At 49.9% G+C, this 20,661-nt stretch carries 17 protein-coding genes and 1 pseudogene; 4 read left to right on the top strand and 14 right to left on the bottom strand.

Translation table 11 applies throughout. The features are described 5' to 3' along the window. Positions 1-32: 32 nt before the first annotated feature. Complete coding sequence (locus ACGCCZ_RS14320) at positions 33-173, bottom strand: hypothetical protein (protein WP_411656369.1); 141 nt, start codon at positions 171-173, stop codon at positions 33-35. A 1,178-nt stretch (positions 174-1,351) separates the two neighbouring features. Here ACGCCZ_RS14320 and ACGCCZ_RS14315 point away from each other — a divergent pair. Together ACGCCZ_RS14315 and ACGCCZ_RS14310 are read left to right on the top strand one after the other, a co-directional pair. Next, positions 1,352-1,843, top strand: a complete 492-nt coding sequence (locus ACGCCZ_RS14315; protein ID WP_054323781.1) for a sigma-70 family RNA polymerase sigma factor — start codon at positions 1,352-1,354, stop codon at positions 1,841-1,843. 96 nt (positions 1,844-1,939) lie between these two features. After that, positions 1,940-2,812, top strand: coding sequence for a DUF3298 and DUF4163 domain-containing protein (locus ACGCCZ_RS14310; RefSeq protein ID WP_054323780.1), 873 nt, complete (start codon positions 1,940-1,942; stop codon positions 2,810-2,812). A gap of 1,115 nt (positions 2,813-3,927) precedes the next feature. On the opposite strand, the gene ACGCCZ_RS14305 is transcribed toward ACGCCZ_RS14310, so the two are convergent. From ACGCCZ_RS14305 to tet(W), 13 genes and pseudogenes are all read right to left on the bottom strand, one after another. Next, entirely contained in the window at positions 3,928-5,547 is a 1,620-nt protein-coding gene (locus ACGCCZ_RS14305) for a recombinase family protein (protein ID WP_000945966.1), read from the bottom strand. A gap of 111 nt (positions 5,548-5,658) precedes the next feature. Next, positions 5,659-5,847, bottom strand: a complete 189-nt coding sequence (locus ACGCCZ_RS14300) for a transposon-encoded TnpW family protein (protein ID WP_000427739.1) — start codon at positions 5,845-5,847, stop codon at positions 5,659-5,661. A gap of 14 nt (positions 5,848-5,861) precedes the next feature. Continuing rightward, on the bottom strand, positions 5,862-6,701 hold the full coding sequence (locus tag ACGCCZ_RS14295) for an ATP-binding protein (RefSeq protein WP_000200031.1): 840 nt from the start codon (positions 6,699-6,701) through the stop codon (positions 5,862-5,864). Next, the gene (locus tag ACGCCZ_RS14290; RefSeq protein ID WP_001205019.1) at positions 6,698-7,492 is read right to left on the bottom strand and encodes a replication initiator protein A; all 795 of its coding nucleotides are present in this window, start codon (positions 7,490-7,492) and stop codon (positions 6,698-6,700) included. The genes ACGCCZ_RS14295 and ACGCCZ_RS14290 overlap by 4 nt, the downstream gene beginning before the upstream one ends. 72 nt (positions 7,493-7,564) lie before the next feature. Then, on the bottom strand, positions 7,565-7,951 hold the full coding sequence (locus ACGCCZ_RS14285) for a cysteine-rich VLP domain-containing protein (RefSeq protein ID WP_411656368.1): 387 nt from the start codon (positions 7,949-7,951) through the stop codon (positions 7,565-7,567). Then, complete coding sequence (locus ACGCCZ_RS14280) at positions 7,941-9,608, bottom strand: relaxase/mobilization nuclease domain-containing protein (protein ID WP_009249723.1); 1,668 nt, start codon at positions 9,606-9,608, stop codon at positions 7,941-7,943. Before ACGCCZ_RS14280 ends, ACGCCZ_RS14285 begins: the two co-directional genes overlap by 11 nt. Beyond that, a complete protein-coding gene (locus ACGCCZ_RS14275; RefSeq protein WP_001126628.1) occupies positions 9,580-9,978 on the bottom strand; it encodes a plasmid mobilization protein in 399 nt (132 codons plus the stop codon). The genes ACGCCZ_RS14280 and ACGCCZ_RS14275 overlap by 29 nt, the downstream gene beginning before the upstream one ends. Positions 9,979-10,624: 646 nt before the next feature. Next, complete coding sequence (locus tag ACGCCZ_RS14270) at positions 10,625-10,816, bottom strand: hypothetical protein (protein ID WP_000841357.1); 192 nt, start codon at positions 10,814-10,816, stop codon at positions 10,625-10,627. 131 nt (positions 10,817-10,947) lie between these two features. Next, positions 10,948-11,145 (bottom strand): helix-turn-helix domain-containing protein, encoded by a 198-nt coding sequence (locus tag ACGCCZ_RS14265; protein WP_001909500.1) that lies wholly within the window; start codon positions 11,143-11,145, stop codon positions 10,948-10,950. Then, positions 11,138-11,560, bottom strand: a pseudogene (locus ACGCCZ_RS14260) (sigma-70 family RNA polymerase sigma factor). Before ACGCCZ_RS14260 ends, ACGCCZ_RS14265 begins: the two are co-directional and overlap by 8 nt. A gap of 170 nt (positions 11,561-11,730) precedes the next feature. Next, positions 11,731-12,498, bottom strand: coding sequence for a class I SAM-dependent methyltransferase (locus ACGCCZ_RS14255; protein ID WP_000456787.1), 768 nt, complete (start codon positions 12,496-12,498; stop codon positions 11,731-11,733). Between the two features lie 231 nt (positions 12,499-12,729). Then, on the bottom strand, positions 12,730-13,185 hold the full coding sequence (locus ACGCCZ_RS14250; protein ID WP_001071126.1) for an XRE family transcriptional regulator: 456 nt from the start codon (positions 13,183-13,185) through the stop codon (positions 12,730-12,732). An 81-nt stretch (positions 13,186-13,266) separates the two neighbouring features. Continuing rightward, positions 13,267-15,186, bottom strand: a complete 1,920-nt coding sequence (gene tet(W), locus ACGCCZ_RS14245; RefSeq protein ID WP_411656367.1) for a tetracycline resistance ribosomal protection protein Tet(W) — start codon at positions 15,184-15,186, stop codon at positions 13,267-13,269. A 1,035-nt stretch (positions 15,187-16,221) separates the two neighbouring features. Between tet(W) and rlmB the strand changes: the two genes are divergently transcribed. Next, on the top strand, positions 16,222-16,992 hold the full coding sequence (gene rlmB, locus ACGCCZ_RS14240) for a 23S rRNA (guanosine(2251)-2'-O)-methyltransferase RlmB (protein WP_054323832.1): 771 nt from the start codon (positions 16,222-16,224) through the stop codon (positions 16,990-16,992). Between the two features lie 16 nt (positions 16,993-17,008). Next, entirely contained in the window at positions 17,009-20,656 is a 3,648-nt protein-coding gene (locus ACGCCZ_RS14235) for a hypothetical protein (protein ID WP_411656366.1), read from the top strand. Positions 20,657-20,661 lie beyond the last annotated feature (5 nt).

Here is a 20,661-nt window from a genome sequence, read left to right as displayed (position 1 = left end):
AAGCCTGATTGAGAGAGTAATATAAAAAATGTTCAAAGCTCCCGCAGATGGGCGGGACGCTTGCCAGCACGCTGCGGCGTGCTGGCTCCGGCCGCAAAGCGTCCGGGAAGGCGGTTCATACCGCCTTTTAGCGTCCCGTTTGCCGGGGGCTTTTTCTCTTTATAAGATCCCATTCGGTTTTATGTTTCGGTTAGAAACAAAAGATATTTCAGTGAACTCTTTATGCTTATAAAGCGGCACCGGGAAGGAATCCTTCTGTGCAGGCTGGCGGAGGCGTAATCGAGCGCCATTTGGTTACGGCCCCACTTCGAAATAAACAGAGGAATACAATATTATAATGTAGGCGTTTTTGGAAGAATGCCATGTTGATTTGGCAAATTGTTTCAGGAACAAACATCTCAATATATCGAAATCAATATTTTTAACAGGGACAGCCACCGCAAAAGGCGGGGTATCCCTATCGCTATTAAACGAACGGATATTTGTAATAGGGATAGAAGTGGTAAAGCGACAGCCACAAAAGGCGGGGCCCCTATCGCTATTAAACGAACGGATATTTGTAATAGGAATAGAAGTGGTAAAACGACGGCCACAAAAGGCGGGGCCCCTATCGCCATTAAGCTAATGAACGTTTTTATAGGGACAGTCGCCGCAAAGGTAGGGCATCCTTGTTGCTATTAAGCCAACGGATACTGTTTTATCAAATATTAAAGCGACAAAGAGCATCCAATATGGAACAATCCACGAAGCAATTGATAAAGAATACGTTACTGAATCGATTAGAGAGAAAAGCTGTACGAGAAGGTGTAAGTGAATGGGTCGAGGCATTCATTCGAAGGGATGACTGGATAAATATAACCAATATAGTAGTATGGAATTCTCTGGAAATTATCTCGAATATGGATGCAAAAACTACCCCGCACAGGATCCTTATGTGAGTGAGAATATAAAAGATAGGATGGAGCACGATCCCAATTGGTAGAGCGAAACACGGCCAGGGGCGGCGGGATTTGGATACAAAAACCATTCGCTCAGGAACCATAATGGATTAACGAAGGAGTTGCCTTTCTTTTAAGGCAGCTCCTTGCTTATACCCTCCCGCAATGAATACAGATTTAGTTGGGTACATCCAACTCCGGAAACAAAAAAGAAGATGGAAAGCCTCATGATGAAGCGGGACCCACAGGAATTGCCATTACCCCTGGGGAATGGGAGGGGAGAATACAGGATTCAAAAAGTGGTCGGAGGTTTTCTCCATAGACAGCTTTTCACATTTGTATCAACTTTTTTGGGCTGGGAAGCGTCTAATAGACAGAATAAGAAATATAGAACAGATTGGTGGGGCTGGATTATGGCAACAACCCAGGATTTTCGGGAGTATATCACACAGAATCAGCAGGCTTTTTATCGCCTGGCTTATAGTTATACCAAAAACAGTGATGCGGCATTGGATGTGGTGCAGGATGCAGTCGTCAAGGGGATAGAAAAGCTGCATACGCTTCGAAATCCCGCTTATATGAAGACATGGTTCTATCGGATTCTGGTAAATCAGGCCCTTACTTACTTGCGAGGAAAAAAGGTTGTCTCCCTCGAAGAATATACGGAATCCACCTGCCCAGCCGCAGAGGAACAGGATGTCGCACAGAATGTAGATCTTTATCGTGCGGTTCAGGGCCTGGAGCCCATATTGCGAACCATTGTGATTTTACGCTTTTTTGAGGATATGAAGCTGGAAGATATTGCGGCTATCACTGGAGCACCGCTCAGTACGGTGAAGTCGCGTTTATATAAAGCACTCAAGCTTTTAAAGGTCGACCTTCAAGGGGAGGTGGTCACAACATAGTGTCCTATAAAAACCATGATAGCTCTGAGCTTGGTCTACGGTCACCCGGGAATGCCGTAGGAACAAACTTTTATATATATGTTTAGGAGGATACCAATGATGACAAATTTTGAAAAGGCGAAAAAAGTTTATGAATCCATGGAAATTCCGGAGCAGCTTCCAAATGTTATAGATCAGGCGTTTGTACGGGCATCCTCTCGTCGAAGGATCGCTTGGTACAGACCAGTTTTGTCCGCCGCAGCAGCTGTGTGTATCCTATTTGTTGCACTTCTGAATCTCAGTTCCACCTTTGCCAGTGCTATGGCTGAGGTCCCCGTGCTGGGAAATGTAGCGAAAGTATTGACATTTCGTTCGTATTCCATTGAGACAGACTCCGAATGGATCACAGTCAATCAACCATCCATTGCTGGAACAGGAAATACAGAACTGGAGAAACGCGTCAACAGGGAGATTCAAGAAAAAATAGACGCCATTGTTGCTGACGCCCGCCAAGAAGCCAAACAGAATCGGGAGGAAGCGATTGCACAAGGGCAGGACCCCACGGAATGGATGCCGGTTATTTTGGATATTACCTATGAGATCAAGAGTTCTAACGAAAAAATATTGTCCTTTGTCATTCATAAGACAGAGACAGCGGCAAGCGCTTATACACAGCAGATCTTCTACAATCTCGAACTGTCCTCCGGAAAGGATCTCACCTTGGAAGATGTATTGGGACCGGACTATAAAGAGATCGCTAACCAAGCAATCCAAGAAACCATCGATCAACGTATCGCAGAAGATCCGGTACAGTGGCCCTACTTTGTTCCAACACCGGATATGCCGGATGAGGGATTCCAGGGGATAACCGATGACCAAAAATTTTATATCGATGGTAGCGGCAATGTGGTTATCAGTTTTGATGAGTATGAAATTGGACCGGGCTCTATGGGAATCCAAAATTTTACGGTTGGAAAGTCATTGGTTTAAGGCCGGTTTTTCCTCCGTTTCAAGGAAGAAGGATGACGGACTTTATTACAAACATAAAAGGCATTGAATGGGGATGTCAGACCATTACTTCTTATCTGGACCGTTTAGGCAACGAGATGTCCCATACTTATGGCTGGATGCCAACAAAGTCAAGGTACGTTTATAGTAACAAGACGCGTCCTACAAGAGGCAACAGGGCCATAGGATGATGCCCATATAATAGCAATCCCCGTATGATTGAACTCATACGGGGGATTCTGTCTATCATTCCATCTTGCGGTTCACAGGGAAAATTCGCTTACACGGTGCGAGGGGCGGTCCCTTGACAGCATCAGAACGACAAAACACTCTCGGGCCACAAGCTTTTGTTGGATGAAAATAAGGCGCCGAAAGGCGTATGATGCGCCTGATAAAAGATGTAGAGGGAATTTTTGTCCGTTTTAGCAGTTGTTGCAGCGGTTCTTCCATGTAATGACTTGTTCGAGGATCGGACTCTTTCATGGATTAATTTATATAGGAGGGGGCTTTATCATTTTTAGAAATGCTATATTCTAAGAAGATATAAGGAAAAGCTGTTTTGGAATCCATCCGAAAATCCATGCAAGCAAAGAGAAATCAAACGCCCCAAGAACATAAAAAATAATCGTATCCATTGGGCAAGGAATTACACAACTTTCACCAATTTCCACAGAGTTTTCCACCTAGCTTTTCACACAAAATAGGGCAACATCTTTCTTTTAGAAAAACTATTTTCCAAAAAACCGCATGGGAATGCGGTTTTATACGTCTTGTATTTCCACAGGTTTACATAAACCACGTGGAAAACTCTGTGGAGAGTGTTGAAAACTTGGTGGAAACAGTGGAGAAATGCCGGGTGTAGCTTGTTTAAAGTTGGGAAAAAGCCCATCTATAAAATGTTATGTAAACGGATAAATGAAATGGTAAAAACTATGCGTAAAGTTTTTTTAGCTTTAAAAAGAAAAAAGAGCAAACTTTCCACATTTCCGCAAATGAACCCTTAGACTTTTGCTAATGTGCGATAAAGAAGTAATAGAAGTGTAAAAAATTTTGCCGTTCCTATCCGGCACTTAGGGCTGTGTCGGATAGGTCAGGCGTTAGGCTTCCGGCAAGTCTATCTTGCCGACAAAGCTGTAATAAATCTCAATGTCCTGCCTGCGGGTGCCGTTCTCGTCATAGCTGCACTCATGCACGACGATTTTCTCAATCATTTCCCGCAAGAGGGTGGGGGTCAATTCTTCAAAAGCAAGGTGCTTTCTCACAATCCCCATGAATTTCTCGGCGTTGACGGTGGCGGCCTGCGACTTGGAAAGTTCCTCCTGCAAAGCGGCAGCCCGGTCTTTCAGTTCCCGCTGCTCCTGCTCATAGTCCGCCGACAGCTCCATGAAACGCTCGTCGCTGATTTTGCCGCTTACATTGTCCTCATACAGCCGCTTGATAATGCGGTTCACTTCGGCAATGCGTGTCTGGGCCTGTTCAAGCTGCTTCGTGGCTGCGGCGGTCTTTCTCTTGCCGCCGATTTCGTTCTGCTGGATGAGCAGCTTTACAAAGCGGCTCTCATGCCTGGCGGCGTATTCCGTCACTTGCCGGAGATTGGAAAGCACGCCCGCCGTCAAAAGGTCGGTGCGGATAAAGTGTGCCGTACAGTCACGGGTACGCTTCTTGTAGCTGCCGCAGATATAACAGTCCTGCTTGCGGTTCTTGTTCTGATACCGCTGCTGATACAGCACATGGCCGCAGTCGGCGCAGAACAGCATACCAGAGAACAGCCCCACTTCATCATAGCGGTTCGGGCGTTTTCGCTGCTTGCGTAACTCCTGCACACGCTCCCATGTTTCCGTGTCGATAATCGGCTCATGGTGATTTGGGAAGATAGCCTGCTTCTCGATGGGGTTCTCAACGCTGTGCTTGACCTTGTAAGAGGGCTTCTCCGTCTTGAAGTTTACCAGACAGCCAGTGTACTCCCGGTTTTCCAGCAGATGGACGACGGTGTTTGTCGCCCACTTGCACTCATAGCCGGGGTGGTAGCGTCGGGTGCTGCCCGTCCTGCGGTATTCCAGCGTCCCCGGCGTGGGGATTTGCTGCTCCGTCAGCATACGGGCAATCTTGGTCGGGCCATTTCCCGCAAGGCAAAGCTGGTAAATCTGCCGGACAACCGGGGCGGCTTCCTCGTCAACGATATAGTTCTCGTCCTTGTCCATGAGATAGCCATAGACTGGCTTGCTGGTTACAGGCTTGCCGCTCATGCCTTTTGCTTTCTTTACTGCCTTGATTTTCTTGCTCGTATCTCTCACCAGCCATTCGTTAAATAAGTTCCGCAGAGGGGTAAAATCATTGTCCATGCCGCCGTTTGCGCTGTCCACGTTGTCATTGACAGCGATAAAACGCACGCCCTTTTGAGGGAACAGCATTTCCGTGTAAAATCCCACCTGCAAGTAATTACGCCCCAGCCTGCTCATGTCCTTGACTATGACGGTGCCGACTTTCCCGGCTTCAATGTCTGCAAGCATGGCTTGAAATCCGGGCCGCTGGAAGTTCGCACCTGAGTAGCCGTCGTCGGTGTACCAGCGCAGATTGGTAAAGCCGTTCTGCTTGGCGTAGGCTTCCAAAATCCGTTTCTGGTTGGAAATGGAATTGCTCTCGCCTTGCAATTCGTCCTCATGGGACAATCTCGGATAAAGGGCGGTAATGAGGTTTTGGGTGGCTTGTCTTAACATAAAATCCTCCGTTTCCGACAGCCAGCCCCACTATTCCGTGGTTTCATTGTACCACGGAACAGGGGCGGCTGTACAGCGGTAAAAGTGATAAATCTGCTTCTTTACAGCTTGTCAAATCGCCTTTTTTTGTGTAGCAGCGGCTTCCGCTTCCAGTACCCTCGCCATCTTGTCGGCGGCGGTGCTGGTGGTGTCTTTCTTGAAAAAGCCGGACACGACAAGAACGGTATTCCCCATGCGGATTTCCGTCACGCAGTCGGGGCGGCGGGTGGTACGGTGGTCGTGCTGCTTGATATTCTCCATAGGCAATACTCCTTTCATTCAGCCAGCAGTTTCTTCATGGTTTCCATTTTCCGCTTTGCGGTTTCCTGCCGGAAGTTGACGCCAGTAAAGCGTATCGGGACGCACATGGACAGCAGTCGGTCATAAATCCGGGAATGGGCCGTGTCTGTCGGCTTTTTCAACTCGTCCAGCGGGCGGTTGGTGGTGGCGATCAGCGGCTTGTTGCTGCGGTATCGGGTATCAATCACATGGAATACCTGTTCCAGTCCATAGTCGGTGCCACGCTCCATGCCGAAGTCGTCAATGATAAGCAGCGGATAGCGGCAAAGGCGGGAAATATACTCATTCCGGCCTGTAAAGCCGGGAGAGAGGTCGCCCAGGATAACGGCGAAGTTCGTCATATATACGGGGACTTCTTTCTCCATGAGGGCGTTTGCGATACAGCCCGCAAGGTAGCTTTTCCCGTTGCCGACGTTCCCCCAGAACAGGCAGCCGATGTTTTCGGCCTGCATTTCTTCCCAATGCTCCGCATACCGCCGGGCAATCCCGGTCTGCGGGTTTCTGCCGTTGTCGTTCTCGAATGTCCATTGCTGCATGGCTGAGTCGGCAAAAGCCCTCTGTTTCAGATTTTCCACGGCTTCCACATGGCGGCGGTGTTCCTCGGCGGCCTGCCGCTGCTCACGGGCGGCTCTCTGGCAGTCGCACTCTGCCGGGTGGCGGTCACGGCCAAACAGCTCCTTACCCTCCGGGAAGTAGGCTTCTTTCGGCGTATGGCACTTTCCGCAGTAAAGCAGTCCGTCCTCGCCGATATAGTCCTCCATCTCCGGGGCGGCGGTTGTCATGTTCTCCAAAATATCTTTGATTTCACTTGTCATAAGCTTTCTCCCTCCATACAGGTATAGTCGGGGATGCCCTGTTTTACGGCTCCCTTTTTGTCATTGGCCGCCCATCTGTGCAAGGCGGCGGCATAATTCTGGTAGGCTTTCCCGCTGGCGGCAAGGTAATGGCTCATTTCCTCAATCAGCCGTTCCAGCCTGTCCGGGTATTCTGCCTGTAACTCGTCATATTCGTCCTTTGACAGAAAAATATTCTCATATCGGCCATAAGCTGTGGGCGGCTCCCCACTCGCTCTCATTGTTTGGTTCTCTATTAAGTTGTTTATATTAGTTTTGTTAGGGGTCGGTTTTCCGACCATCATAGGGTCGGTTTTCCGACCGTCATAAGGTCGCTTTTCCGACTGTATGAGGGTCGCTTTTCCGGCCATCAGTTGGTCGGAAAACCGTACCACTGGGACAGGCGGCACTTTCACATAAAGCCGATTGGGTGCGGAGAAGCCCCGCCGTTCCCGTTCTAAAAGCCCGGCTGCGTCCAGTTCTTTCAAGGCTCCCTTGATGGCGGTACAACCCTTGTCCAGCATTTCCGCTATCTCCGCAACGGGGTAGACAATGAATATCCTGCCCTCGCCGTCCTGCCAGCCGTTCTTCTGTGACAGGGTGGAGCGGTCTAATAAAAGCGCATACAGCAGCTTGGCGGTCTGTGAAATCTCCATTTTCAGCAGGAAACGGGGGTATGGAAGATAGGCGGGCAGCGTGGTGTCTGCCCTGATATAATCAGCGATAGTATCACCTCCCTCTGTGTTGTGTCGTTTTTGGGCTTTGTCACGCATTAGGACGGCATTTCCGGGGGGAAAGGATAAATGTATCGCATACCCTTTGACACCCACGAAAAAAGCCTTGATTTATGCGGGTTTGAAAGGCTCTAAAGCGTGACATTTCTGCCTTTGTTTCCGCTTTCTCTCGGCGGCTTTGCGTTTCTTCATGCACCCGGCGCAGCCGGGGCAGTATCTCCCCCGGTTGGATTTGGGGACAAAGGCCGCCCCGCAGACCGCGCAGCGTTTCCGGCTCCCCCGGTACAAGAGGGCTGCGGCCAGCTCCCCGTCAAGGGGCAGGACAGCCACACGGAACCAGCGGCACATGAGGGAATAGGAAATGCTCTGGACGCACACGCAAGGCTCCCCGTCGTCTAACAGCAGGCAGTTCCCCTCGTCGTAGTTACAGCACTCATGCACAAGGCGGCGGGCTGCCTGGTGCTGGCGGTAGTCCATGCGGGACGGCTTATCGTTCATGGCTCTGCTCCTTTCTGCGGTGCGGCTCTTCCCGGCGCAAAATCTGGTCGATGTTCCGCTTGACGGTCTGCAACTCCCTGAACCGCTGCTTCTGTTCGTGATAGGTGTTGTACAGGCCGTCTTTCTCGGAGATAAGCTGCTCGATCTCGGCCTGCAACGCTTTTCGGCCGGGCAGCTTGGTAAGCCCCTGTGCCTTGAAATACCGGGCGGCGGCTTCGGCTATGATAAAATCGCTCTCGTTTGCCTGGCGGTATGCGGCGCGGGCTTTCTCGGATTTCTGCGCTTTCAGCCCCTCGCGGATGGGCTTGGTCTTGGCATAGGCAAGTACCTGTTGCCGCAACTCCCTTTTCCCTTGCAGCTTCGTTTCCAGTGCTTTCAGTTCGCCGCTGGTCTGGCGCATTTCCTGATAGGCGGTAGCAACGGCGGCTTCAAGCTGTTCCGGGGAAGAAAAGCCGTACTGTTGGTAGATGGTCAGGGTCTTGGCGGCCTGTTTCAGATTGTGTATCTTCGCCCATCGTTCATAGCCTTTGCCCTTGCCCTCGGCCATCTTCTGCTCAATGTCCACAAGCCGCTGCACACTGTCCTGTCTGGGGTCGATTTTCCCTGTCTTTTCGCCCTGTAAGCGGCCTTTCCCGGCGTGTAGGTATTCGGGTATGGCTGCGGTCTGTTCGGCGGCTCTGGCGGCTTGGTGCTGCGGGGTGTAGCGAACCGTTACGCCCCTCTGGGCGTTCTGCTCCAAAACGGCAAGGACGGCGGTGCGGTCAAAGTCGCCGCCCAGCTTCCGGGCGGTGATAGGCTTCGTCCTGTCTGGCGTGAGGTAGGACAGCCGCCCCCGGCTCTCCTTGACGGTCACACCCTCCCGCAACAGCAGAGAGGAAAACTCGTCAAAGCTGGCAGCGGTGGCAAGGGCTTTCCGTAGGGTCTGCCGCAGCTTCTCCTTGTTCGTTTCAAACTTGGTCTGCCGGGGCGTGATACCGCCTGCAATCATGGGGGCGTTCTGCTTGTCCAGTGCGGCCTGTCCCTTTTTCTGCGCCCAATATTCCCGGTCTGTGACACGGTTCTTGCTGCCGTTCAAGAGGTCGATTTGGTAAAGTCCTTCCCGGTGGCACATCTCCATGACCTCGGACTTGAAGTAGCGTAGGGCTGCGTCGGTGCAGCGGTGCTTGCACCCGGCTTTCGTGTCCGCTGGCCTGTCCATGTAGGGCAGGAACGGCACTTCCTCTATCCGCAGGCTGTTAATGACGATATGCACATGGATGTTGCCGCTGTGGTTATGCCCGTCCGGGTGGGTGCAGACAAGGGCCTGATGGCCGGGGAAATGCTCTTTACAGAATTGCTCCCCCAACGCCTGCGCCCGGTCTACGGTCAGGCCGTTGTCCGGCCCGTCCCGTGGGTCAAAGCTGATGATATAGTGGTGGCTTTTCACATCCTCCCGCCGCTGATTTTTCTCATAGCGGAGATTGGAGCGCATACACGCAACGGCAAAATCCTCGCCGCCGCAGTTCAGCGTGGACAAGCGATAATCCTCACGGGGGATAAGCCTGCCGTTTTCATCAAGGACGGGCTTCATAGTAAATTCGTCATGCTCAAAGAGCAGGTATTGTTCGGCGGCTCCGTAGTCGGCGTTCTTAGAGCCTAAATGCTTGAGTGTTGCCAACGGCGTCACCTACTTTCTTTAGGACTTCATACTTGAGGGCGGCAAGGTCGGCGGCCGCTTCCCGCAATTCCTTTGCCATAGCCGGGTAGGGGCTATGCCACTCGTTGAGGGTGCGGGCAATCTGGTTGAGATTGCCGCCAATCCTGCCGTACTCGGCTGTGAGCTTCCCGACAGCGGAGAGCAGCTCGTCATTGACTGACGACACATGGAGTACGGGGCGTATGGTAGTGCGCCGGATGGCCTGCCGGAGAAATTCGGACTGACTGATACCATAGGGCGCAAGCCGTTCTGTGAAGTCGGCGTATTCTTCATCGGTCAGCCGGGTTTTCACAACATGGCTGCGGTGGGGGGTGTTGTATCGCTTCGGCATGGGCTGTAAACCTCCTTTCACTTATCACAAAAAATGGGCTGGTCTGTTAGCTATTTTCGGGGCATTTCCTGTCTGCCGGACAGAAATATTTTTGCGGCGTAAGCCGCATAGCAGGGTTTGGGGAAGGCACTCCCCAACAAGTTTCCCGCGAGGGGCAAAACCGCAGAATTGCGGATTTTGGCACCGTGGTAGAAACTTGCTCTAAGTAAGCCGTAGATTTCCCCTTGCACTTACTACTCGTATAGCTGCCGCCTGTTTTGGCCGGATTTCTGCAAAAATCTTACGGCGTGGGGCGATTTTTACCCGCAGTTCTTTCTTTCCGCTAAAGATACATTTCAAAGGCCGCCAGCTACCCGCTTGCCGGGAATTTTCTCAAATTTTCCTTTGCCTTAGAAATACAGAAAATGCAGATTTGGCTACCGCCGCAGAAAATTTTTTGTTTCCGGCTTCACCTACCTACTACGGATGACTTTGCGATTTTGCCAAACGGATAAAGAAAAAAGCAGCAAATCTTTTTCAGACTTACTGCTTTCGCTGGCCGCCGATGGGCGGTGGATATTCAGTTTTGAAAGTTCAGGTCAGGTTGGCCCGATGATGGATAGCACAATAAATTCCTGTTTTCCCTTTAAGGCATTGTGCATTTTTTCTATTTCTCTTGATGATTATTTTTTTCATAATCAATCAATGTACCTATAACAATTCCAATCAACATTCCGATACCTGCACAAATAGAAATAGCAAAAAGATTTTGCAAAAACGCCCATGCCAACACACCTATGCAACCACCGACAATAAATCCTGTTAATAAGCCAATAGTTAAGTATTTATTACTTTTCATATTGCTATATCTCCCCTAAAAGTATATTTGTCGTTGGTTCTATTATACTATGACCTGCTTCCTTTAGGAATAGATGAATTGTAAACTGGCTGGAGTGAAACCGCTAATGACAGCCAGTGTTTGTTCTTTGTTTATCGGTCAAAGCGAAATTTGAACAGGGCGGCAATGAGCTGTTGCTTTATATGTTCCTCAACTTCGGCGTTGACTTTCCCGTGTACTTTGGAACAGTAGCGGATATATCCGGCATAGTGGGAAAGAATGGTGTCGATTGCGTCCGGGTCGCCCTCATGGGCTTTGACGATTGTTTCATAGGGGAGAAGTTTACTCATAGTCATTTCCCTCCATGAGCCGCCTTAACCGCTGCAAGGCAAGCCGGATATGCCGCCCCGCTGTGCTGCGTGTCCGGCCAATATGTACGCCGATCACTCGCTGCGGCTGGCGCAGGAAATAGTAACGAAAAATTTCTTCCTGCGTCTGCTCCGGCAAAAGGGCAAGGGCGGCGGCAAGCTCCGCATGATACAGAACGGCGGTCTGGCCGCAGGCGGTAAAAAGATATTCTTCAAGCTACTCCGGCTCGGCAAGCTGGACAAACTTTTCACTCATCAGATAATCAAGGGAAACTTCCCGTTCCCACCTCCGGCGCAGCTTCAAGATTTTATCTATGGCTGCGTGACGAATGACTACCTTGCAAAAGGCATTGAATGTGTACTGGATATGCACCTTGTAGGCTTCATCTTCGGTCATGGAAATTCCCCCTCTCTGAATAATAGTGCGGGGCGGCAGTACTCCTTGCTGTCGCCCCTTGATTGCCTACCAGCAAAGACGGGCGGGGCTGTCAACGACGGCGCGAAGCGGCGTTCATTTTATCGTTGACTGGCTCGGCTGGGTTTGCTATTTACCCGACAAACTTGAATTTATTTTAAGCTATCACGTTTTACCTTCTTAAGCCTTACTATCATTACCATAGGAATTTCTTTGTTGGTTTTGAAACATTCTTCATAAAATCCATCAATGACAAATCCAGCTCTAAAACAAAGGTTAAAAATATCTTGTATGGAACGATGATAATAAATCTGCTCTTTCGGTTGCCCTTCAATCGCTATATCATAGTAACTGTGCGGTGTCATATATTTTTCAGTCAACGTGACAAAACAAGGGTGTTGCGTTGCAAAGACAAAAATTCCGCTTTCCTGCAACAGTTCATAAACAGCCATAAGAAGTGGTTCAATGTCCGTAATATCCATAATTGCCATATTAGAAACTGCTTTCGTAAAGGCTCGATTTCTTTTTAATTCTAATATACTTTTTCTATCGGTCGCATCCGCCACACAAAATTCAATTTGTTTTGCATATTGTGATTGCCGTCTTTTAGCCAATTCTATCATTTTTTTGCTGTAATCAAAAGCGACAACCGAAGCACCTCTTTGTGCAAGATACGAAGAATAATTTCCATTGCCACACGCAATATCCAAAATGTAATCCGCAGGATTAGGAGATAGAAGTTCCGTTACTTTGGGGCGCACTACCTCTCTGTGAAATTCATTAGATTCGTCACCCATTGCATTATCCCAAAATTGTGCGTTCTCCTCCCAGATTTTTTTACTTTCCTCTGTTCCCATGTTCTCTCCCACTCCCAAAATTTGCTTTTTTGCTTCCATTAAATCTTCCTTACTATATTCCATTGTTACCCTCCATAACTTCTGATTGTTGTCGTCTTGACTATTATGTATCTTTTCTTTCCAAAATGGTATAGGCTTTTATTTTTGTAATGCTGCAAAACTTTTCTTCTGTAAGGTATTCAAAGGATATTTCCCTTTGCCGCCGCTTGCATTAAGCCGCCGCTATTGGAAAGCCAAAAGCAGCGGCTTTTTTTACTCGGTATTACCGAAAAGTATAGAAAGCAGGATATGTCATCATTTGTCATTTCTTCTCAATGTAATAACTGCATGGCATATCAAGCCAAATACAAGAGAAAAACAGCCACCGCCAAATAGTGATGCTCCCCACCCTGCACCTGACATTGTCATAAAACCGCCAACAAAGAAAATACCAATGCCAAGAAATATACCAACACCATAAAAAAGTCCAATTGCCATATCGTACTTATTAAATTGTCGTTTCTCCTTTTTTTCATATGTTTCCATCTTTGTTATTACCTCCTTCGCAAAATCGTCCATGTTGACTCCAAAAAGAAAGCAAATTTTTTTCAACATATTTAAATCGGGTTCATTAACATCTCTCTCCCAATTCGATAGTGCCTGCCGGGTAACATTCAATTCCCCGGCTAGTTCTTCCTGTGTCATTCCCAATTGTGTTCGCAGATGACGTATTTGCTTTCCTGTTGTAATATTCGTCTGTTCCTGGTTCAAAATAGTTTCTCCTCTCTGATACTGATTTTATCAATGATATTTCGCAATAGCCAGCAATGAACGCTTGCATTGCGCAAGACGTTACATTATCTTCTGAAACATATAGCGCACCTTGTCCAGGCGGCTGTTTGGACGGCGGGGCTGGATGACCGGCTGGCCGACAGCGGCCTGATACCCTTTTAGCTCTGTAAGGCATACGCTCTGCCCGTTGGTGTAAAAGGCCAGATCAGTACGGTATGCCTGTATACAGCGGGCGGGAATCTCGCCAGTAAAGACAACTTCATCCTTTTTTACCTGGGCCGTTTCGATGGTGGCACAGTATTTCGGTGCATCATGATAAGCCCTGGAAAGGTATTCCTGGGGCGCATAGAGGGTGAAGGAGAGATAAGGTTCCAGCAGCTGCGTCCCCGATTCCTTCAATGCCTGTTCCAATACAATCGGGGCCAATGAGCGGAAGTCCGCCGGCGTGCTGACTGGACTGTAATAAAGCCCGTATTCAAAGCAAATCTTACAGTCCGTTACGTTCCAGCCGAACAAGCCCTGCTCCAGCCCGTAACGGATACCATCCCTGACAGCGTTTTGAAAACTCTGGTTCAAGTATCCCAGCGAAACCCGGCTCTCGTATTGTACGCCGGAGCCAAGCGGGAGTGGTGTAACAGACAGTCCGATAGATGCCCAAAACGGGTTGGGCGGCACCTCGATATGGATGGTGTGGCTGGCTGCTTTGAGCGGCCGCTCCATATAAATGACGGTGGGTTCCTTTACCACTGTTTCAATCTTGTATTTTTCCGACAGCAAAGCGGAAACGACCTCCAACTGCACCCGGCCCAAAAAAGAAAGAATGATCTCATGGGTGATGGAATCCACTTCGCAGCGCAAAAGCGGGTCAGTATCCGCAAGTTGCGTAAGAGCGTCCAGCAGCCGTTCTCTTTGCGCTGCCGTTTTCGGCGCAATCGTCGTCCGCAGCATGGGGAGGGGGGCCTCGCGCCACCTTTTACGAGGGAGCCGGGTTTGATCCCCTAATACATCGTTTAACCTCACGCTGTCGCTGGGAAGGATAACAATTTCACCCGGATAAGCGGTGTCTGTCCGAACAATTTCCCCTTTGGATGGAATACGCATCTCTGTGATTTTCAGCTTTTCTCTCCCGGCCAGGGCCACCGTATCCCGCAGGCGCAGCGTTCCGCTGTATAGCCGTAGATAGACACGCCGCTGGCCGCAATCTGTATACTCCACCTTGAAAACGCTGCCGCATAGGGCGGCGCTCCCCTGTTCCCCAATCGGTTGGAACAGCCCTGTCACCGCATCCATCAACGGTTGAATGCCAAGGCCCTTTTTGGCGCTGCCATAATAGACCGGGAACAGGGAGGCGTCTTGAACCCGCCGCTGTTCCTCCCGCACAAGTTTTTCCCGGCTGATTGGTTCTCCTGCGATATACTTTTCCAATAATTTATCGTTATTTTCGATGACCGCATCCCATGCTTCTATGTCGGTATTTTCCTCCAGGACTATTTCCGGGGACAGCGACACCGTCTGCTTGATGATAATATCGGCGGAGAGCTTATCCCGAACAGACTGAACCACGCTCTGCAAATCAACGCCAGCCTGGTCGATCTTGTTGATAAAGATAACGGTGGGAATGTTCATTTTCCGCAGGGCATGGAACAGAATACGGGTCTGGGCCTGCACGCCATCTTTAGCGGAGATCACCAAGATGGCCCCATCTAAAACAGCCAAAGAGCGGTACACCTCCGCCAAAAAATCCATGTGGCCGGGCGTATCCACAATGTTGACTTTACATCTGTGCCACTGGAAGGAAGTGACTGCCGCTTGAATGGTAATCCCACGCTGCCGCTCCAAAAACATGGTGTCCGTCCTCGTTGTCCCTTTTTCGACGCTCCCCGGTTCTGAAATGGCTCCGCTGGCATATAGCAGGCTCTCCGTCAAGGTCGTCTTTCCAGCGTCTACATGGGCAAGAATTCCAATATTGATTATTTTCATGTGATTGTCCTCCCTTTACTGCCCCGAAGGGCATAAAAATCCCCAGCAGTAAAATACTTTTACCACTGGGGATGATAATTTGCGGACATACACATATACAGCATACACCTGTTTGTGAGTGCTGTTTTTGGGGATATGTCAAAATTGATAAGGCAAAAGTATTCTTAAATTGGGTACAAAAAACTAAGCCCCTACAAAAGGGACTATCATAATCCTTTGTTCCCACTATTTGATTATAGTTTTATTTAAGAATACCTTGCCGCATATTTTTTACTCCTTTTCTGGAATTGAATTATTATATCACATCAGTTTTAGGAAAACAAGTATCTAAAAGAAATTTTTCTTCCCCTTATATGTAACAATCATACCGGCTTCCTAACGTTCAGAATGGTTTCTACTGTCTGCTGCGGTGTTTGGTTGGAATTGTCCAGCCAAAAGCCGATCCGTGGTGTTGTCTGCATTTTACTAAATACAAATTCAATGTATACAGAAAGAAATATATAAGGAGTGGGAGGGATTCCGCCGTAGTCGGCATTGTAGGAAAATCCAAAAGTTTAGATTTTCTCAAAATGCTTATCTTTTGGTCTTTGGTTCGGAATAGTGTAGTGCTGGCGGTCTATCTATTGTTTTCGGTTGCTTGCTTCTTTACCGTACATGAGCATTTCCACAAGAGTTGTCTCACAGAAGGATAAGGTTGTTTTCATACAACAAATCCATTATAATAATAACTTCAAATCGCATGAAAACCTTCTGTTTCTCTGTATCAGTCGTACACGGGGCAGATACGGAAGATAACTTGTCTGGAACTGTATTTTCATGTCCTCACCGGGAGGATTTTATGGTATAATAACTTCACACTTGGAAGCGTAGGGGAACGTATAAGGGCGTTGTTCTACGATAGATAAAAAATGGGGAAGATAAAACCGTTCGAAAGAGGACTGCCAATCGTTTCCTTGAACGACCAATCGGAAAACTCGGCAGGCCAAAGGACTTTGGAATATTTGACTTTAACATAGGAAGCAGGGAAAGGTGTATATGAGCAAGGAAGAGCAGAGCCGCCGTGGGGAAGATGTGATCGCGGGCCGGAATGCGGTTACGGAAGCGTTGCGTAGCGGCCGTCCGATCGACAGTTTGTATGTCGCAAGGGGTACACATACGGGGAGCATTGGTGCATTGATTGCAAAAGCAAAGAAACAGGGGGTCACCATTAAGGAGGTAGACTCCAAAAAATTGGACTATTTGTGCGGTAACGCGGTACACCAGGGGGTAGTCGCCTTGGTTGCAGCGCATGCATACGCCACGCTGGAGGATCTTTTTGCTTTGGCGCAGGAGCGCGGCGAGCCGCCATTCTTTATTGTAGCGGATGAATTGGAGGACCCACACAATCTCGGCGCGATTCTTCGGACGGCGGAATGTGCAGGGGCTCATGGGGTCATTATCCCAAAACGCCGCTCGGTGGGATTGACCTATGCAGTCGGGAAGGCCTCTGCTGGGGCGGTGGAATATGTACCGGTTGCCCGCGTGACCAACATAGCGGCTGCATTGGAGGAGATCAAACAGCGTGGAGTTTGGACCTATGCGGCGGATATGGACGGACAGAATTGGTGTTCGGTGGATTATAAGGGGCCGGTTGCACTGGTGATCGGTTCGGAGGGATTCGGCGTCAGCCGTCTTGTAAAAGAAAAATGTGATTTTGTCATATCCCTGCCCATGAAGGGAAAAATAAACTCGCTGAATGCCTCGGTTGCATGTGGCGTGATCTGTTATGAGGTAGCGCGTCAGCGCAGTGGAATTGTGACCAAGTGAGACAGGGGGAAGAGGAATGGATAAAAAGACCAATATGCCCCACGACGACTTTTCCGTGGAAGAGATTTTACAAGAGGCGCGCCTGTTGCGTGAGCAGCAGGGAGAAGAGAATGCGATTCCTGCTACGGAGGAAGATGCCAAGCCTGCTCCGGAGCGTGCACGCGCATTGCCCGTCGATGAAACGCCCCAGACGGCTGCCCAACAACCGGTCAAGGAACCGGTGCACCGTCCAATAGAGCGCAAGGAGCCCGAACCGGCAAAAAAGATGGAAGAACCCGCCATTACTGCCCCGAAAACGGAGCGGATGCTCAAGGACACGCCCAAGGCGGACCCTATTCAATGGACAGAAACGCAGGAACCCGAGGAAGAAGAACCCCGAAAGTTGAGTTGGGCAGAGCGGCGAGCAGAAAAGAAACGTATGAAAGAGGAGCGCCGCCGGCTGAAAAAGCAGTCCGGCGTTTTCACATCGGAAGAAGAGGATATTTATTATGGACTGCAATTAAAGCCACTGGAAGAATACAAACAGCAGTATGAACAGACGCTTCAATCGAACAGCGGAAAATCCGGCACCGAGAAGGAAAAAGCAGGTTCTTCCATGAAACAGCCGGGTAAGCCCGTAGGAAGTCCGGTTGGGGACAAGACTGGTTCCATTTTTTCGTATTTGTTTGACTCAACAGACGAAGAGATGGATGAGGAGATTGCAGCCCGTTTTGAAACGTTGCATCAGGAACGTAAACAGCGTTTGGAGGAGACCGCCCGTCGAACAGGTGCCTTCCAAGTGCATGAGAATACCATAGAGATTCAATTTCCGAAGCGATCGCCGGAGGCGGTCAGCAACGCTGCAAATCCTCAGAAACCCGTTGAAAAAATTGGAACAGCTTCCCAAACAGCTGCGGCCGGGAAGCCGGATGAACCAGCCCAAAAGGTCGAGCCAGCTGCCCAAAAGATGGTGAAAAAACAAGAACCTGTAAAGCCGGTCGCAGAGCATAAGGTGCAGACGCCGCCCATTTTAGACGGATTCCCCGTAGGGGATGAGACCTTTGAATTTCCTGCAATGGGGAGCTTTGCACGGCCAGTGCAGAGGAAAGGGGCGGAAAAAACGGTTACTGCCCCGGATTTACCGGTGGAGGGAGAAACCTTTGAATTTCCAGCGGTTGGGGGATATGCGGTGCCGCCGCAGATCGAGGACACCCATCCAATCGAACCGCTACAACCGACAGAACCTACGAAGCCAACAGAGCCGGTTCAGCCAACAGAGCCCAAAACGCCAGTGAAGCCCCGAAAGGCGCCGAAACAAACGCCAGAGCAACCGGTTGAGCTGCCAGCTACCCCTGTTTCTACGCCGGAGGCTCCAGTCCATACAGAGCCGGGGACGCCTACGGTGATACCGGAAATGCCGGTTTCGCCCGATATGCAGCCTGTTGTAACGCCGATTCGTGGAGAAGAGTCCGCTTCGGCGGATACATACTCGCAGGAGAAGCCGTTACAGCCACGTCCTGGCGGGAAGGTACGGCGCGCCGACTATCGTCCGGCAGGTGTGACGCCGGTCCATGTGGTAGAATTACACGACTATGCAGAGGTCATTTTAAAAGAGGCAAAGACTTATCCAAAGGTCTCTACAAAGCTGCATACAACGCCGCTTCCTAAGCTCGAGGAAATGGCAGACGACCAGAAAGAGGAAGAAATCGCTCAAACCGTGGCGGAAAAGAAAACGGTCGAAGAAGCGCCTGCGCCGGAGTGGGAACCCATCGTCCCAGAGGCGGAGCGCCGGACAGCCGAGCGTTTCTCACAGAAGGACGAGCCCCAGCGGCAGGAGGACAAAGAGGAAATTGTTCCGCCTTTGCCCAAGAAAAAGAAGAAATTTTCCATTATGGGAGAGGAAGAACCCGACAACGATCCACAGGAAGATCTCCCAGAGGAACCGGACGAACTCGACGACTATCAAAGGCCGTCCGATGCGCCGTCTGTTACACATGAGCTTGGTTCCAGCTTGCGGAAGCTCACCCTTCGCCTGGCGGTGACGGGAATTGTCACCGTGTTGTTGCTGGCCCTGGGGGTTCTCGGAGAGATGACCAGCCTGTTGCCAGAGGCGATCCGGTTTACATTGCCGACGCAAACCTATCTGATTTTAAACCTTATCTTCTTGGGGATTGCCTCCCTGTTTTGTTGGGTCACCATATTCAACGGGATCAAATCCATGGTCAGTCTGCAGGCCAACTCCGACAGCGGCGTGGCGGTTGCTGCGGTTGCAGCGCTGATTCAAAGTGTCGCCTTGCTTTTTGCACCCGAGAGCGTCGCTTCGTCGAGCGTCCATGCCTATGCAGCGTTGGCTTCTGCAGCGCTTTTCTTGAATACCGCGGGAAAATTTTCGCTCATCAAACGCATTCGGCACAACTTCCGCTTTGTCGCATCGCCGGATCAGAAATATGCGGTGCAATATTTCGATGACCACAATACGGCGTTGCAAATGGCAAAAGGTTGTGTAGCGGATACCCCTGCTATTGCGTATCAAAACAAAGCAGGTTTCCTAAAGCATTTTTTGAGTTTAAGTTATGAAAATGATCCCAGTGACCAAAGTTCGCACATCATTGCGCCCATTGGCGCTATCCTGTCGTTGGTACTCTGTATTGTATATTATGTTTTGAACCAGGACGTGATCGGTGCGATTACGGTGTTTGCAGCGGCCACATGTATCAGCGTACCGATGATGAACATGTTGAGTGTAAATCTTCCCCTCGCGCGGCTGAGCAAATTGGCGACACGCTGTGGAGCAATGGTGGTTGGGTATCCCGCTGTGGAACATTTTTCCACCGCCAATGCTGTGGTGTTGGATGCGAAGGATCTGTTCCCGAAGGGAACCGTGATTCTCAATGGCATTAAAACTTTTGGAGGGCAACGGATCGATGACGCCATTGTGGACGCAACTGCGCTGATGTGCGCGACAGGCGGCCCTCTGAGCGACTTGTTTGACCAAATCATCAAGAGCCACCACGATATGCTCCCAAAGATTGAAAACCTCAGCTATGAGGATGACAAAGGAGTCGTCGGTTGGGTATCGGGCCGCCGGATTCTGGTCGGAAACCGGGATTTAATCAAGGCGTATGGCATTGAGCCTCCGTCAAGGGATTACGAAGAAAAGTATTTGCTGGGCGGCAAACAGGTGGTATACTTGGCTTCGGGCGGAGATCTGGTTGCAATGTTTGTTCTCTCCTATAATTCGGACCGCCGCCGTGCGGCCGAGCTTCGCCGGATGGAGGACAACGGTATCAGCTTGATTGTGCGCACCTGTGACCCAAACATCACTCCACGCTTGCTGGCGCAGGTGTTTGATCTGGATGAACACGGTGTTCGCGTGTTGCCAGAACGCTTGGGCAAAGAATACATGGACCTGGTCGAGGAGCCGGATGAGCGTGTCGATGCTCTGTTGGCAACCAAAGGGCGTCCAACCGCTATGATGCGTATGCTGACGGCCTGTGTGCGGCAGCGCAGCAATATCTCTGTAGCGATTGCCCTACAGACCGTGGCGGTGGTTTTAGGTTTTCTGCTGGTGGCATTTCTGGCCTGTTATTCGGGCCTCAAACAACTCAGTACAGCCGCTCTGCTATTATTTGAACTGTTCTGGCTGGTAGCAGTGCTGATTGTTCCGCGGCTACGCAAGCCTTGACCGGA

This window comes from Anaeromassilibacillus sp. SJQ-1 (assembly GCF_046693725.1).
GTDB lineage: Bacteria > Bacillota > Clostridia > Oscillospirales > Acutalibacteraceae > Anaeromassilibacillus.
This window is presented reverse-complemented; position numbering and strand designations above follow the sequence as displayed.

What these genes read in the sequence shown, in the direction of transcription:
- ACGCCZ_RS14235 (WP_411656366.1), top strand. Translation starts at nt 17,009, where the DNA reads ATGGATAAAAAGACCAATATGCCCCACGACGACTTTTCCGTGGAAGAG.
- ACGCCZ_RS14275 (WP_001126628.1), bottom strand. Translation starts at nt 9,978, where the DNA reads ATGCCGAAGCGATACAACACCCCCCACCGCAGCCATGTTGTGAAAACC.
- ACGCCZ_RS14290 (WP_001205019.1), bottom strand. Translation starts at nt 7,492, where the DNA reads ATGCGTGACAAAGCCCAAAAACGACACAACACAGAGGGAGGTGATACT.
- ACGCCZ_RS14310 (WP_054323780.1), top strand. Translation starts at nt 1,940, where the DNA reads ATGATGACAAATTTTGAAAAGGCGAAAAAAGTTTATGAATCCATGGAA.
- rlmB (WP_054323832.1), top strand. Translation starts at nt 16,222, where the DNA reads ATGAGCAAGGAAGAGCAGAGCCGCCGTGGGGAAGATGTGATCGCGGGC.
- ACGCCZ_RS14265 (WP_001909500.1), bottom strand. Translation starts at nt 11,145, where the DNA reads ATGAGTAAACTTCTCCCCTATGAAACAATCGTCAAAGCCCATGAGGGC.
- ACGCCZ_RS14320 (WP_411656369.1), bottom strand. Translation starts at nt 173, where the DNA reads ATGGGATCTTATAAAGAGAAAAAGCCCCCGGCAAACGGGACGCTAAAA.
- ACGCCZ_RS14305 (WP_000945966.1), bottom strand. Translation starts at nt 5,547, where the DNA reads ATGTTAAGACAAGCCACCCAAAACCTCATTACCGCCCTTTATCCGAGA.
- ACGCCZ_RS14270 (WP_000841357.1), bottom strand. Translation starts at nt 10,816, where the DNA reads ATGAAAAGTAATAAATACTTAACTATTGGCTTATTAACAGGATTTATT.
- ACGCCZ_RS14285 (WP_411656368.1), bottom strand. Translation starts at nt 7,951, where the DNA reads ATGAACGATAAGCCGTCCCGCATGGACTACCGCCAGCACCAGGCAGCC.
- ACGCCZ_RS14300 (WP_000427739.1), bottom strand. Translation starts at nt 5,847, where the DNA reads ATGGAGAATATCAAGCAGCACGACCACCGTACCACCCGCCGCCCCGAC.
- ACGCCZ_RS14315 (WP_054323781.1), top strand. Translation starts at nt 1,352, where the DNA reads ATGGCAACAACCCAGGATTTTCGGGAGTATATCACACAGAATCAGCAG.
- ACGCCZ_RS14255 (WP_000456787.1), bottom strand. Translation starts at nt 12,498, where the DNA reads ATGGAATATAGTAAGGAAGATTTAATGGAAGCAAAAAAGCAAATTTTG.
- ACGCCZ_RS14295 (WP_000200031.1), bottom strand. Translation starts at nt 6,701, where the DNA reads ATGACAAGTGAAATCAAAGATATTTTGGAGAACATGACAACCGCCGCC.